The following is a 15,215-nucleotide window of genomic DNA, read 5'->3' as shown; positions in this document are numbered from 1 at the left end:
TAGTATTATCTAAGAAAAGCATTTATTCCACAGGATTTACAAAAAACTTCAATTTTTGGTTTAAAAATATTTTTAATTCAGTCATTTGGTTAATCCGGATTTTCGCGTTCAAACCCTCATTGCCTCAGCCTCGACATTTTAGTAAATCCAGTTTGGGATAGAATTTTAAATTAATTGAATCAGTAAAAAATGATTGCTGTATAATAAGCAAGGTTTATACTTTATGTTTTAAGCTTTTATTAAACAGAGAGTCCTCATGGAATTGAGAATTGATAATACCCCTTTTAAAGCCATCTTTCAGCCTTTGGATTTGGGTTTTACCCAAATTAAGAATCGTTTATTAATGGGTTCAATGCATACTGGACTTGAGGAAGATAAAGAAAATTTAAATCGCCTTGCAAGTTTTTATAGAGAAAGGGCTCAGGGCGGAGTTGGATTAATCGTAACGGGTGGTTTTGCCCCTAACCGAGCTGGCCGTCTGGCTCCCTTTGCTGCCAAGCTGACTAATAGCAAAGAGCAACATCGACATGAAGTCATTACACAGGCTGTACATGAAGCAGGTGGGAAAATTGCTTTGCAAATATTGCATGCTGGACGTTATGGCTATCACCCTTTTATTGTAGCACCAAGCAGTATTAAATCTCCCATTAGCCCTTTTAAGCCTTGGGAAATGAGTAAAAGACGAATTATCAAAACCATCAAACATTTTGCTCGATGTGCCAGACTAGCCCAATTGGCTGGCTATGATGGGGTTGAGATCATGGGAAGTGAAGGATATTTGATAAACCAGTTTATAGTAACTCATACCAATCACCGCAGGGATGAATGGGGCGGAAGTTATTCCAATCGCATTCGATTTCCCATTGAAATAGTTCGCAGCATCCGTGAGGCGGTAGGAGAGCACTTTATTATCATTTATCGTTTGTCCATGCTTGATTTGGTGGCGGAGGGGAGTAATTGGCAGGAAGTGATTAGCCTCGCTAAAGCCATTGAGCAAGCTGGTGCCAGTTTAATCAATACAGGTATAGGTTGGCATGAAGCAAGAATTCCAACGATAGGAACGATGGTTCCATCAGCTGCTTTCACTCAAGTAACTCAGCATTTAAAGCCGGAAATTAAAATACCAGTGATTACATCCAACCGAATTAATACACCAGAGTTGGCCAATCAATTATTGGAAGATGGAGTCGCTGATATGATCTCTATGGCCAGACCATTTCTAGCGGATCCCTGCTTTGCAGAAAAAGCAAAATTAGGCGAAAGCAAAGCGGTTAATGTATGTATTGCTTGTAATCAAGCATGTCTTGATCAAGTTTTTGTGAACAAAACAGCATCTTGTCTGGTTAATCCTCGTGCATGTAACGAGACAACCTTGATTTATGAAACAACAAATCAACCAAAATCTATTGCTGTAGTTGGTTCTGGACCGGCTGGCCTTGCTTTTGCAGTAACGGCAGCTGAACGAGGGCATAAAATTACTCTGTTTGAAAAAGCAAATCAGATTGGCGGACAGTTTAATTTAGCGAAAAAAATTCCTGGAAAAGAAGAGTTTCAGCACACACTGAATTATTTTGCTTACCAACTCCAAAAGTATAAGGTGGATGTACACTTGAATACTGAAGCTACTGTGGAATTACTGAAAGACTATGATGAAGTGGTCTTGGCAAGTGGAATTATACCCAGAGTTCCTGAGATTAAAGGTATAGATCACGAAAAAGTGGTAAGTTATATTGATGTGATTACTAAAAACAAACCAGTTGGATCACGAGTTGCTGTTATTGGGGCAGGAGGAATTGGTTTTGATGTTGCTGAATTTTTAACTCATGACCATCAGTTGACCTCTGAGGAATTTTACAATGAATGGGGGATTGATCTTAGCGGACAACATAGGGGTGGATTAAAACCACCTCAAATTGCACCGAGCCCTCGTGAAGTGTATTTATTACAACGCAAAAAAGAAAAAATGGGTAAACGATTGGGAAAAACTACCGGATGGATTCATCGTTCCAGCTTAAAACATAAACAAGTCAAAATGCTTTCAGGGGTAAATTATGAGCGCATTGATGATCAGGGATTGCACTTGGTTGTTGACGACAAACCTCAAGTCTTGGAAGTTGATTCTATCGTGATTTGCGCAGGTCAAATAGAATTAAAGAGTTTGTATGAGCCTTTAAAAATGGCAGGTAAATTGGTTCATTTAATAGGAGGTGCTTATAAAGCTTTAGAGCTTGATGCACGTCACGCTATTGATCAGGCTTGCCGGTTGGCCGCGTTGGTATGAGTAAAATTGCTGTTGTGATAAATCCTATAGCAGGTGGTGGTCGCGGGAAAAAAGTTTGGAAAGTTCTAAAGCCTGGGTTACATGCACTATTCGATCAAACTATTTACAGAATATCAAACAGGGTTAATGACCTTGAAGCAATCACAGCCGGACTTCTTGCTGAAAATCCTGACAGTCTGTTAATAATTGGCGGAGACGGTACTTTAAATCATGTTTTAAATGGGTTAATTGACAAAGATAAATTAAAAAATCCGCAAACAAAAATCGCCTTTTTTAACGCAGGTTGTGGTGGTGATTTTACAAGACAATTTCCCAAACAAAAAATGACCGAGTTCCTGGATAGGTTAAGTCATAATCAATTTATCAATTGTGATATTGGAAAAATTACTTTTGCTAATCAAATTTCGAGATATTTTATTAACATTGCCAGCTGTGGTTTGTCAGGACAGGTGGTTTTGCGTGCATCTAAAAGCAAATGGTTAAGAAAGCTGGGCGGCACTCTGAATTACTTGTTACATTCTTTAATTGGATTGATGACCTATCATAACACCAAAGTGAAGATTCAGATCGATGATGCTATACCTTTTGAAAACACGATGCTATTAATGGCTGTTTGTAGTGGACAATATTTCGGTGGAGGTATGCATGTAGCACCGATGGCAAAATTGAATGATGGTTTATTTGATGTGGTTTTTTTTAATGATTTTTCAAAGCTAAACGCACTGTTTAAGTTATATAAAATTTATTCAGGTGGGCATTTGTTGGATAATAATGTTCATTATGTCCAAGCTAAAAAAATTAAAATTGAGCCATTGGAAGGAAGTAAAATAGAAATTGAAGCCGATGGTGAAAGCATTGGTCAGTTACCAGCACAGTTTGAGTTAATTGAGGAAACGCTTCCTCTTATTGTTTAAAAATAAATAGTAAAGGTCAAAACTGGGCTCTTTTGGTAAAATTATTTTTATCAAGGTATGTGTTGTCTTGATAAAATTAATAAATATAGTGCATCATCTTGTTAATTTTGTTATTATAATGCACATTTTTTATATTAGTTAGCCTTTTCAGAAAGACGCTTTATTATATTCAGGAACAGTATGAATCAAGAAATATCAAACTTCTCCGCTTTTAATTTTTCTAATGCTTTAAATAAAGCGTTAGAAGATATGAAGTTTACTACTCCATCACCTATTCAGGCCCAAACCATTCCTTTGATGTTGCAAGGTCGCGATGCAATTGCTCTTGCACAGACCGGTACAGGTAAAACAGCGGCTTTTGCATTACCAATTTTGCAAAATCTGTCTCCTGATATACCTGCCACTCAGGCTTTGATTTTAGCTCCTACTCGTGAATTAGCAATCCAGGTTGCAGAACAATTTGAATTATTAAGTAAGTACCAACGCAATGTGACTATCGCCGTTCTTTGTGGCGGACAAGAGTATGGCCGTCAATTAAAACAATTGCGCAGTGGCGCGCAAGTGGTTGTTGGAACGCCAGGACGTATTCTCGATCATATCGACAAGGGTACCTTGCTGCTAAATAATTTACAGACTTTTATTCTGGATGAAGCAGATGAAATGTTACGCATGGGTTTCATTGAAGATGTAGAAACCATTTTGGAAAAATTGCCTGAAAAAAAACAAATGGCATTGTTTTCAGCAACCATGCCTTATCGAATTCGTCAAATAGCCAATACTTATTTGAATGACCCTGCCTCAGTAGAAATCCGTATGGAAACTGCGACAGTCAAGTCTATTGAACAGCGGTTTTTATTTGCCTCTGCACATCAAAAATCGGATGCATTAATCCGAGTCCTGGAAGTGGAGGATTATCAAGGGGTTATAGTTTTTGTACGCACTAAAAGCAGTACTGAGGAAGTGGCAGAGCTATTGCAACAACATGGACTAAGAGCAATGGCAATTCATGGTGATATTACTCAGTCTTTGCGTGAACGGATTATTGTCCAGTTTAAACAAGGGGCTATTGATATCCTTGTGGCGACGGATGTGGCTGCACGCGGTTTGGATGTCGAACGAGTTACTCATGTGATTAATTATGATATGCCCCATGACAATGAAACCTATGTTCACAGAATTGGCAGAACAGGGAGGGCAGGGCGTTCTGGTGTTACGGTTTTATTTGTAACGCCCAAGGAATCTCGTTTAATTTCCAGCATTGAACGCCATACCAGGCAACGAATTGAAAAAGTTCAAGTTCCCAATGACCATATGATACAGATGGCTCGTCAACAACGATTCATGTCTAACATTACTGCTCGTTTGAACCATGAGCATGTGTATTCTTATAAAAGGATTGTAGAAGAATACATGAAAGAAAATGATGTATCAGCGGTTGACGTTGCGGCTGCTCTTGCTTTATTGCTGCATAAAGATATGCCATGGAAAAAAGAATTGAATTTACCAAAAGCAGCTTCTGCCTTCAAGGAAGAGAGAACTCGGTCTGGAGAAAAGGGATTGGATTTACGTGGTCGATTTAAAGAAGAGAGAAAAGGTTTTTCTGGCGACCGGAAAGGGGCGCGAGGAAGTAAGAAAGATTTTGCTAAAGATTTTTCTAATGAAAGAAAAAAATTTAATGATGGCAGGAAGGCCGTTAATCTAGAACCGGTAGCTCAGGATTTATTCCGCATCGATGTGGGCAAAATTCATGGAGTGAAACCCGGTAACATAGTAGGGGCTATTGCTAATGAAGCAGGTTTGCAAAGCCGATATATTACCGGCCTTAAAATTCATGAAGATCACTCTACCGTTCGCCTACCAAAAGGTATGCCCAAAGAAGTGATGAAAGACTTAACCAAGGCTTGGGTTTGCGGCCGTCAATTGAATTTGACATTAATTGGTAGTGCCTGAATTACACCTCGGTAGTAAAGCAACACTTCAATTAGCCTTTAATCATTTTCTAAAACGGTTAAGGGCTAACCTTATCTAGCTTGTTTTTCTAATTTAATACCCCTAATATGGATTGGTGTTCTGAAATTTAATATTGAGGGGCTGAATTATGAAAAAGAAATATGAAACCGGTTTTTTTGATCGAGAAGTAAACCATACTAAAGGGATTGAAAGCAATCGATATGAGCCTGATTGCTCAATGCGGAGAGCTGACAAGTCACGAGGTTTCAGTCAAAAAACAAGAGGCCAGTTTGAACAGCGAATAAAGGAAGAAGTAAGAGAAGCATTAGACGATATTCATAATGAATCTGCTTATCGAATTAGGTAATCATTATTTTAGTGCTGAATTTAATGAAGCCCAACAAGAGGCTTCATTAGTGTATTAAATACAACTTTTATGGTTTGTTGCTAAACAATACTGACGCAGCAGTAGCTGCTACAGCTACAGTGGCAGCAACGAATGGAAAAAGAACATAGGGATTTTCAAACTGACTCTTGTAGGGTACTTCTTCCTTGAGCTTGGCAATTAACTCTTTTCTTATCTGGATACTATTTTCTCTCACGGATTTTAATCTATTCTCAGGATTGGTGTTCGCGGTAAGCAATGGAACATAATCATCTAATAATATGTTTCGGGCACCCTGTATTTGCTCTGTAATCTCACTGGTTGGATTTTCATATTTCTCCGACACTAGAGCAATGGCTTCCGCGATTGCAGAAGTGAATTTTAGCTTATCTTCTTTCGACCAGTCATCAGCATCAGTTATGCGTGAATTAATTTGATAGCGGGGGTTCTCACAATGGCCTTGAGTAAAACGGTGAATTGCATCTTCCAGTTTTTTGTCCACGGAGAGTATGGTTTCAAAAAACATCAAGCTATTAATCAGGAAATTTCTTTCAAATTTAGTCATGATTGTTGTTCTCATAAAGCGATAGGGGCTGATGACATTTCTGCTGAATCGATTGCAAGACATTGAGTTTCTATATCCTAATTACTAAAAAACAACGCATTATGAATCGAGTCAGGGAAGTGTTTACAGGATTTACTATAATTAGGTTTCGGGTTTAGATCAACAAAAAATTTATATGCGGTAATGTGTTAAATGCCGTGGAAAAATTGATAAATCATTATATAATTGAATGAACCTAATGATATAAAATCAATCTATTATTTAAGGGGTTTCATGAAACTATTAGCATCTTTGTGTGCTTTTTTATTGTCGGGAGTGGTTAGCGCGACACCACTTAATAACATAGTTGTATTTGGTGATAGCTTGTCGGATAACGGTAACTTATATGAATACATGAAACACCAACTTCCCCAATCCCCCCTTATTTTGAAGGTCGTTTCTCCAATGGTCCAGTGTGGATAGAACGTTTAGTCGCCTCTTATTTCCCTAATGATCCCAATTCTCATTTACTGGATTATGCGTTTGGTGGAGCAGGAGTCTCTGTCGATGAAGAAGATGATGAGGTGTTTTTTACCTTAAGAAGAGAAGTGAGTTCTTATTTGTTAGCACATCAGGATAAAGCAAGTCCTGACAGTCTTTTTGTTATTTGGATAGGAGCAAATAATTACCTGGGTATGCCTGTTGAAGTGGAGGAAACACTTAAAAATGTTAACCGTGGGATTACGGATAGCATACAACGTCTGGTAGAAAAGGGTGCGAAGCATATTTTAGTTCTCAATTTACCTGATTTGGGCAGAACTCCTGCCGCTCTGGAATTCGGTTCTGTTGAAGAGATGACTTATTTTTCAACACAACACAATAATGCATTATCCAATACAGTGGATTATTTTAAAAAAACTTATCCTGAGGTGGAATGGTTATTTTTTGATACGGGTAGTCATTTTGACCATGTGATAGAACATGCTTCCGAGTATGGATTTACGAATATAACGGGTACTTGTTCTTATTCGATAGTAGATGAGATTACTAAAAATTCCGTTTTGAAGATGGTTGCGTCTGTGAAACCAGAATTGACAGAAAACGCATGTGATGGTTATTTGTTCTTTGATTTAGTCCATCCGACGGCTTTGGCGCATAAAATAATGGCAGAAAAAGCACGTTTGATGTTAGATGAGGCTGGAGTCCAGTTCGCTGAGAATTAAGAGATATCTTTAAATGCAACTCGCATTATCATTCAACAAATCAATCCACAATTCCAAGGGAAGGAGGTTTTTAAGATTGAATGGAGCCTGATGAGAGGATAGTTTATTTGATATTTGCCTGTACTCTTATTCTGACTAATGAATATTGCCCATTACAGGCAATTTTATAGGGAAATATGAATCAAATTAAATGGATAGCTCTACTATTTTGTCTTATTGTTTCCAATGTTTTTGCAGAGAAGCTTGAAATAACAGTCGAGCAAAAAAAGGACGATTTACCTTATTGGATATCAAAGCCTGTTTCCTATGGGGCGGTCATCATTGTTAGCGGTGGAGAGACTGCACAATGGTCTTTGTTATTGGAACAGTTTGCCAAGGGATTATCTCGAAATGGCTGGTCAGTTGTATTGTTGAATTGTACTAAAAATAACTCGACTCTCTGGATTAATCAATTACCGGAAGTCATCAGTACTTTAAGGCAGAATAATAATAAAAGAATCGTTTTAGTCCATTATGGCGATCAACTTAATCTATCTCTGGAGTATTTTAGCAAACCGCAATCCAAGATGATCAATGGGTTAGTGATGTTGTCTGCCTACGATTTAAATAAAAATTTGCAAAAAGCACCTCGTTTACGTTTTCCACTGTTTGATATTGTGGGGCAGTTCGATTATGACCTAGTCAGGCAACAACGAAAGAGCAGGGAAGAGAGGTTTAAACAGAATACTTATTTAGCTATTGATATACCTGGTGCCTCTCATGATTATCAATACAGTCAACAATTATTATTGGCTTTTGTTCATGGCTGGATGGCAAAGCTTCCAGAATTTGAGCCACAACCACCCCCAATACTGGTTTCTTATCTGGAACCGGTTTATTCTTCTGCAAGTTTGATTTTGTCAATTGATGAATTGGATTACCAACCTTTGGTTTCACAGATCAATTCATAGGCTTTCATAATTTGATGGGTTTTATCATTAGCCAATTTAATCATTTCTTCGGGTAAGCCTTGAGCAATTAATTTATCCGGATGGTTACGGCTTAAGAGACGTCTGTATGCTCTTCTAACTTCCTGTTTGTTTGCATTCGGACTTACTTCAAGTAAAGCATAAGCATGTGCTAAAGCATTAGGGGGTGATTGAGGTTTGTAACCTCTTTGTCCTTGAGAAGAGGATGTATGCTGGTATCCCTGTTGATTATGATAGTGCTGTTTTGGTTGTTCTTGTTGGAAATAAGAACCAAAATCTTCATAAAAACGATACTGTTTGTGTAAGGGGGCGAATCCCAGATGAGTAAAAATGTTATCAAGCGCATGAATTTTTTGGCTGTTTAATCCATCGACTTGGGCGGCTCTATACTGGATATCTACAAAAAGCTTTAACAAATCACGGTTATCCTTGCAGATTCTTTGTAATTGGATAAGAGCAAGACTTACATTGAAATCAGGTTGTTTCCCTTCATTAAATAATCGTTTTGCCAAATCTTTTTGTTCCTTATTCAATTTCATTTCACTCATCAGTGATTTAGCCATGTTAATCTCTTCTTCAGAAACACGGCCATCTGATTTCGCAACATGCCCCATTATGGAAAAGGTTGCTTCAAAGAAGGCTTTTTGGACAATTTTTTGTTTTTCGGCATGATATAGCCAATGTGGATTAGAGTAATAGCTGACAAGGCCGCGATCAAAAAAGTTACCAACAAGAATGCCGAATAAAGCACCTACTGGTCCAGCGGTTAAATAGCCAAAGAAGGCGCCAAGTATTTTGCCCCACCAGGTTGTTATTATAAAGAAATCACGTAAGTTCATTATCAGAAGTTACCTATAAAGATGTATGTTAAATTTGATTTCAAATTTTAATTTAATACTGACAGAGGACAACATAGCCTCTAATTGAATTGTAACATATCGCACAAGGAACTGTTTTAGGTATATACTTTACCTTTTTGTGTCTGGTACCTGTTTATGCGTTTTGTGTATTCCTTTTTAATGTATTTACTGACGCCTTATTTGCTTTTTCGCCTGTGGTGGAAGGGTAGAAAATTACCAGCATACAGGCAGCGCATAGGGGAACGATTTTGTCTGGGATTACAAGAGTATGCACCAGTTGATGTATGGGTTCATGCTGTTTCTCTGGGGGAAGTGATTGCGGCAACACCTTTGATTGATGCGATGCTTGACAAACGCTGGTCGGTGTTAGTCACCACTATGACCCCTACAGGTTCTGAGCGAGTCAAATCGCGATTTGGTCATAAGGTAGCGCATCAATATTTACCCTATGATTTACCTTGGATTCTCAAACGATTTTTTAAAAAGACGAGACCTCGTGTCGGGATTATTATGGAAACGGAATTGTGGCCTAATTTAATTGATCAGGCTCATGCTTCTGGAGTGTCATTATTCCTGGCGAATGGACGCTTATCTGATCGCTCTTTGCAAGGATATCTAAAGCTCAAATATTTATTTAAACCGGTTTTGAATCAATTTTCAGGGATTTTGACCCAAAGCAATGAAGATGCTGAGAGGTTCATTGCCTTGGGTGCAAATGCTGCATTAGTGCATGTATTAGGGAATATGAAATTTGATTTGCAGATTAATTCTGTTGATAGCATGAAATACAGGGAATTAAAAAGTCATTGGGGAGAGGATAGGCTTACCGTCATTGCAGCAAGCACTCATGACGACGAGGAGTCTCAGATTTTATCTCAGTTACCTCGGCTGCAGGAGGCTATTCCGGGAGTGGTGTTATTAATTGCTCCGCGCCATCCAGAACGTTTTAAAACGGTCTATCAGTTGAGTGTTCAGGCAGGATTTAATACTGGATGTCGTAGCAATTTGAATACGCTTTCCAGAGAAAATGAAGTGGTTATACTGGACAGTTTGGGTGAGCTTTTAGGATTTTATCAAATTAGTAATTTTGCATTTGTTGGCGGCAGCCTCGTCCCGGTTGGCGGTCATAATGTATTAGAGCCAATCGCAATGAATGTTCCTGTTTTAAGCGGGGATCAAGTACATAACTTTAAAACAATTTGTAGAGAGCTTAAGGAAGCTCAGGCCATTTTGTTAGTGCATCATGTTAATGAGTTAATTGATGCAATTATCAGGTTATACCAGGATAAAGAGTCTCAAAACGCTATGGTGACAAACGCCAGTTCAGTTCTTGAAAATAATAAGGGTTCTGTAGTGAGGTATTTGCAGAAAATTGAGGCAGTTTTGGGATAATCGTTTGTTATATAGTTCTCTCGGTGTTTATTTCTTGCATCATGCCAGAAAATTCGTCAAAACATTTTTGGACTTGCTCAAGATGTAATATCCAGGGGCAATGGCCTGCCTTATAAATTATTTTATTAATTACATTTTGATTTTGAAAATTCTTATCCTGAACAAATATTGCAGGTGGACAAATGTAATCAAGCTCACTGGCAATGGTCATGGCTGGAATGGTCTGGGGATGCCACTTATAGTGAAAATCATTATAAAAATACTCGATCGCATAATGATAGGATTCATTGTTGTAGGCAAATAACTCCATCATTTGCTCACCGATAGGTAGTTCTTCTTGGGTAAAACAATAATGCTTATAAGTGTCCCAAAATTCTTTATAGGTCTCGTTGGATGGATATAAATGATATTGACTCGCAGCGGGGACTAAATCCGGCAAATTATGTTTTTGGCGCATTTCATTAACATGCTGAAAGAAACTGTTGGTTGTTGTTGTATTCATTAAAACAAGCCCGCTTAAATGATTCTCAATTTCTGGCAAATTCAGCGTGAACATTCCTGAAAAACTGTGGGTAACGAGGATAGGTTTATTCAAAGACTTAAGTAATGAAATGAGGCCTTCCTGCCAAGATATAAAATCAAGTTGGCCTTCACCGTTGTTTCCATCTTTTGGAAAGTCAACAAGGAGCACAGTGCCTTGCAAAGTCAGGTTGCTGCAAAAACTGGCTAAATATTCAGAACCAAGTCCGGGTCCACCTGGCAGAAACAGCCAGTGTTTACCTGAGCCTTTTTTGATTTGATTTAATCTGTAGCCATAATTGGTATAATACATAAAAAACATCGATTGGTTGTAATAATAAACTCCCGCCAGGCGGGAATTTATTGTTTAATGCTCAGAGGCAAGAAACCATCAGGCTCCCTGATTTTGACGTTCCTTGATTTCAGATAAGGTTTTACAATCGATGCATAAGGTCGCAGTAGGTCTTGCTTCAAGACGTTTCAAACCAATTTCAATTCCACAGGCTTCACAATATCCAAAATCTTCATTTCTTAATCGCTCCAGAGCGTCTTCGATTTTCTTAATGAGTTTTCGTTCTCTGTCGCGAGTTCTCAGCTCAATGCTAAATTCTTCTTCTTGACTTGCTCTGTCGGAGGGATCTGGGAAGTTGGCTGCTTCATCTTTCATGTGCGAGACAGTTCGATCTACTTCTTCCATTAAAGACTGGCGCCAGGCGAGCAATATTTTTTCAATATGTGCCAGCTGTTTTTCATTCATATATTCCTCGCCCTCAGTCTCCTGGTATGGCGCTATTCCCATATTTCCTATTGCATCGTTTTTCACGTTGTATAATCTCTCTTTGGTTTTATCAATTAATTGTCCTGTCATGCCAGACCCTATATTTCATTCTGTATCTGAAACTGAGTTTTATACAAAATCGCTACGTATACCAAAAAACGTCAGTATCATCAACAAAAAAATAACCTCTACAAAGGTTTGTTATTCCGATTATTTGGACGTTGTCCTCCACTTACCCTATCATGTCCTTGAAGATCTTGCCAACAGTGTATATTTTTATATCCTAATTGTTTAAGTATAGCGTGTATCTCATTTTTTTGTTCAAAGCCATGTTCAACCAAGAGCAATCCATCAGGCGAAAGATATTCGTAACTGTGCTGGATAATGTATTGTAGATCAGCTAATCCATCTTGACTACTGACTAATGCACTTGCAGGTTCAAAGCGGACATCTCCCTGTTTTAAATGAGGATCATTTTCGGCAATGTAGGGCGGATTGGATACAATGGCATGGTATTGTTTTTGAGGGAGATTATTAAACCAGTTGGAGTGATAGAAATTAATATTGTTTAACCCGAGCGTTTTAGCGTTATAACTGGCTAACTCCAATGCCTCTTTGCTGAAATCACAAGCGTCAATATGCCATTGAGGCCTTTCTTTTGCAAGAGCCAGGGCGATAGCACCACTTCCTGTTCCCAGATCAAGGACAGAAGTGTTTTCCTTGTCAGGTATTAACTCCAGTGCAAGTTCTACCAGACGTTCAGTTTCATGTCTTGGAATAAGGACATTGGATGTCACTTTTAACGAAAGAGACCAAAATTCGCGTTGCCCAGTGATGTATGCTATAGGTACACCTTCAGCACGTTGTTTAATCATCTGCAAGTAGGTTTCAATCTGTTCAGGACTAACCAAGGCATCCGGATGGGCAAAAAGATAAGCTCGGTTCTTGTTTAACACATGGCAGAGTAACAGTTCGGCTTCTAGCTTTGTTTCCTGGTTTTTTACTTTTAATTGTTGCAGGGCTTGTTCCAGTAATGAACGAATATCAATCATGTCGACCTAAATCGGCTAGAAGTTCAGCATGGTATTCGCGTTTTAAAGGGTCAATAACCAGGGATAAATTTCCTTCCATGATGTCACTAAGCTGGTAGATAGTCAGATTGATGCGGTGATCAGTGAGTCGACCTTGAGGAAAGTTATAAGTTCGAATGCGCTCAGAGCGATCACCAGTCCCAACCAGTGACTTACGTGTTTGAGCTTGTTCTTGTTTTTGTTTACTTAATTCAGCGTCTAATAATCTTGTTTTTAACAAGGACATGGCTTTGGCACGGTTCTTATGTTGAGAGCGCTCATCCTGGCATTCTACAACCACTCCAGTAGGGATGTGTGTGATACGAATGGCTGAATCTGTTTTGTTAACATGCTGCCCCCCGGCACCAGAGGATCGGTAAGTATCAATGCGCAAGTCATCAGGATTTATCTGAATGTCATTAATTTCATCCACTTCAGGCATGATAGCAACCGTACATGCGGAGGTATGGACACGACCTTGCGATTCAGTTTCAGGTACTCTCTGGACTCGGTGAGCTCCTGATTCAAATTTAAGTTGTGAATAAACCGCTTGCCCACTGATTTTGGCAATTATTTCCTTGTAACCCCCATGTTCACCATGGCTGGCACTAATTAATTCAATTTGCCAACCCTGACTTTCTGCATAACGGCTGTACATACGAAAGAGATCCCCGGCAAATATGGCTGCTTCATCGCCGCCTGTACCAGCTCTGACTTCAAGATAAATATTGCGTTCATCATCAGGATCTTTAGGAATGAGATGCCATTGTAATTGTTCATCCAATTCCTCAATTTGCTTCCTGGCGGTGTCAATCTCTTCTTCAGCCATAGTCGCTAAGTCTTTATCATCACCCTCCAATAATTCGTTTAAAGAATCTAAATTATTTTTTGCCTCTAAATACGATTGATAACATTGAGAAACGGGTTCAAGTTGGGCATATTCTTTTGATAAAGACTTAAATTGATTTTGATCAGCAATAATGGATGCTTCGGATAGTAAGCGACCTACTTCCTCATATCGTTCCAACATTTGTTGCAGTTTTAACTCAAGAGATTTCTTCATAAGATGATTGATTGGCTGTTGTATCAAAAAGATATCGTGCGAGGGCAAGTAAGTCTTCCCTGTCATCCCATGCCATTTGCCTTAAACCTATGGTGGGATTATGAGTTAATTTATTGACCAAACGCATGCTAAATTCATTTAAAACGTCTTGCTGATTTTGACCAGCGGATATTTTTTTCAAAGCACGTTGTAATTCCTGTTGGGCCAAAGTTTGCATTTGATTGCGGTAATCGCAAATGACGTCTTTGGCTCTCAGCGAACGATGCCATCTGATGTAGTTATCCAGTTCGCTTTCTATTAATTGTTCTGCTTGCAATGCCGCATTTCGCCTTTCATCCATCCCTTTTTCTATCATGGATTGTAAATCATCTACGTTATAGAGATGAACTTGTTCCAATTCATTGACATTTTCTTCAATGTCTCGAGGAACAGCCAAATCCAATAAAAACATAGGAGCACGGTTTCTTTGCTCTAAGGCATGTTCAACCAGGCTTTTATTGATAAAAGGAAGCGGACATGCTGTAGCAGAAATAACCACATCAGCCAGAGGTAAATATTGCGGGATATCACCAATGGACAGTGTTTTCCCACCAAAAGTTTCAGCTAATTTTTGAGCATTTTCCAGAGTACGGCTCGCTATCAAAAAACGATGAACACCTTGTTGATGCAGGTATTTGGCAACTAGGGAGGCTGTTTCTCCGGAACCAATTAAAAAGACACTTAAAGAATGATAGTTTTTAAATAATTGCCCTATCAGTTGCACAGCAGCATAGGCAATCGATACAGGATTGGCGCCAATTCCGCTGCGGGTTCTGATGCGTTTGGAAGCTCTAAAAATATATTCAAATACAGGTCGTAATTGTGTTTTTACTGTGCCAAGACGACAGGCATGTTGATAGGCCTGTTTCATTTGACCAAGGATTTGTGGTTCACCTATCATCATGGAATCCAAGCCACTGGCAACACGCAAGGTATGTTTGATTCCTTCTTTACCCTGATGGATATACAAAAATTGAGATAATAATTCTTCTGATAACTGGTGCTCATGGGCTAACCAGTTTCCAAGAACCTCAGGGGTATTGGTATCGCAGTAGATTTCAGTCCGGTTGCATGTGGATAAAATAGCTGCTTCATTGACTTCAGGTAAATCAAGAAGACTATTCAGTAGAGAATCTTGCATGGCTGGCTGCAGAGCGACTTTTTCACGCACATGAATCGGAGCAGTTTTATGATTAAGCCCGCAAGCTACAAATACCATAGAATCTTGA

13 protein-coding genes and 1 pseudogene are annotated in these 15,215 nt (G+C 38.8%); 7 read left to right on the top strand and 7 right to left on the bottom strand.

The genetic code is table 11. The features are described from left to right. Positions 1-256: 256 nt before the first annotated feature. From EL201_RS11785 to EL201_RS11770, 4 genes are all read left to right on the top strand, one after another. Complete coding sequence (locus EL201_RS11785) at positions 257-2,281, top strand: oxidoreductase (protein ID WP_027222442.1); 2,025 nt, start codon at positions 257-259, stop codon at positions 2,279-2,281. Next, the gene (locus EL201_RS11780; protein WP_027222441.1) at positions 2,278-3,195 is read left to right on the top strand and encodes a diacylglycerol/lipid kinase family protein; all 918 of its coding nucleotides are present in this window, start codon (positions 2,278-2,280) and stop codon (positions 3,193-3,195) included. Before EL201_RS11785 ends, EL201_RS11780 begins: the two co-directional genes overlap by 4 nt. Before the next feature lie 180 nt (positions 3,196-3,375). Further along, entirely contained in the window at positions 3,376-5,145 is a 1,770-nt protein-coding gene (locus EL201_RS11775) for a DEAD/DEAH box helicase (RefSeq protein ID WP_027222440.1), read from the top strand. A 148-nt stretch (positions 5,146-5,293) separates the two neighbouring features. After that, a complete protein-coding gene (locus tag EL201_RS11770) occupies positions 5,294-5,512 on the top strand; it encodes a hypothetical protein (RefSeq protein WP_027222439.1) in 219 nt (72 codons plus the stop codon). 67 nt (positions 5,513-5,579) lie between these two features. Here EL201_RS11770 and mavE read toward each other — a convergent pair whose 3' ends face one another. After that, positions 5,580-6,095 (bottom strand): Dot/Icm T4SS effector MavE, encoded by a 516-nt coding sequence (mavE, locus tag EL201_RS11765; RefSeq protein ID WP_027222438.1) that lies wholly within the window; start codon positions 6,093-6,095, stop codon positions 5,580-5,582. A 273-nt stretch (positions 6,096-6,368) separates the two neighbouring features. Here mavE and plaA point away from each other — a divergent pair. Both plaA and EL201_RS11755 read left to right on the top strand, forming a co-directional pair. Then, a pseudogene (plaA, locus tag EL201_RS11760) lies at positions 6,369-7,297 on the top strand (GDSL family lysophospholipase PlaA). A gap of 176 nt (positions 7,298-7,473) precedes the next feature. Then, the gene (locus tag EL201_RS11755) at positions 7,474-8,247 is read left to right on the top strand and encodes an alpha/beta hydrolase family protein (RefSeq protein WP_027222436.1); all 774 of its coding nucleotides are present in this window, start codon (positions 7,474-7,476) and stop codon (positions 8,245-8,247) included. Here EL201_RS11755 and djlA read toward each other — a convergent pair. Then, a complete protein-coding gene (gene djlA, locus EL201_RS11750) occupies positions 8,214-9,104 on the bottom strand; it encodes a co-chaperone DjlA (RefSeq protein WP_027222435.1) in 891 nt (296 codons plus the stop codon). The genes EL201_RS11755 and djlA overlap by 34 nt on opposite strands. 156 nt (positions 9,105-9,260) lie before the next feature. On the opposite strand from djlA, the gene waaA reads away from it, so the two are divergent. Continuing rightward, positions 9,261-10,517 carry a lipid IV(A) 3-deoxy-D-manno-octulosonic acid transferase gene (gene waaA / locus EL201_RS11745; RefSeq protein ID WP_027222434.1) on the top strand — a complete coding sequence of 419 codons (1,257 nt, stop codon included), beginning with the start codon at positions 9,261-9,263 and terminating at the stop codon, positions 10,515-10,517. Positions 10,518-10,524: 7 nt separating this feature from the next. Here the strand turns inward: waaA and EL201_RS11740 are convergent, their stop codons facing one another. The 5 genes from EL201_RS11740 to hemA all read right to left on the bottom strand — a co-directional run bounded on the left by EL201_RS11740 (position 10,525) and on the right by hemA (position 15,205). Then, positions 10,525-11,358: an alpha/beta fold hydrolase gene (locus tag EL201_RS11740; RefSeq protein WP_027222433.1), complete on the bottom strand. Its 834-nt coding sequence runs from the start codon at positions 11,356-11,358 to the stop codon at positions 10,525-10,527. A 69-nt stretch (positions 11,359-11,427) separates the two neighbouring features. After that, positions 11,428-11,904, bottom strand: a complete 477-nt coding sequence (gene dksA / locus EL201_RS11735) for an RNA polymerase-binding protein DksA (RefSeq protein WP_010948044.1) — start codon at positions 11,902-11,904, stop codon at positions 11,428-11,430. A 98-nt stretch (positions 11,905-12,002) separates the two neighbouring features. Then, a complete protein-coding gene (prmC, locus tag EL201_RS11730) occupies positions 12,003-12,866 on the bottom strand; it encodes a peptide chain release factor N(5)-glutamine methyltransferase (protein ID WP_027222432.1) in 864 nt (287 codons plus the stop codon). Continuing rightward, positions 12,859-13,947, bottom strand: a complete 1,089-nt coding sequence (gene prfA / locus EL201_RS11725; protein ID WP_027222431.1) for a peptide chain release factor 1 — start codon at positions 13,945-13,947, stop codon at positions 12,859-12,861. Before prfA ends, prmC begins: the two co-directional genes overlap by 8 nt. Beyond that, positions 13,931-15,205, bottom strand: a complete 1,275-nt coding sequence (hemA, locus tag EL201_RS11720; RefSeq protein WP_027222430.1) for a glutamyl-tRNA reductase — start codon at positions 15,203-15,205, stop codon at positions 13,931-13,933. The genes prfA and hemA overlap by 17 nt, the downstream gene beginning before the upstream one ends. Positions 15,206-15,215 lie beyond the last annotated feature (10 nt).

Source organism: Legionella pneumophila subsp. pascullei, from assembly GCF_900637585.1.
Classification (GTDB): Bacteria; Pseudomonadota; Gammaproteobacteria; order Legionellales; family Legionellaceae; genus Legionella; species Legionella pascullei.
The sequence above is the reverse complement of the archived record's forward strand: the minus strand, read 5'-3'. Positions and strand labels throughout refer to the sequence as shown.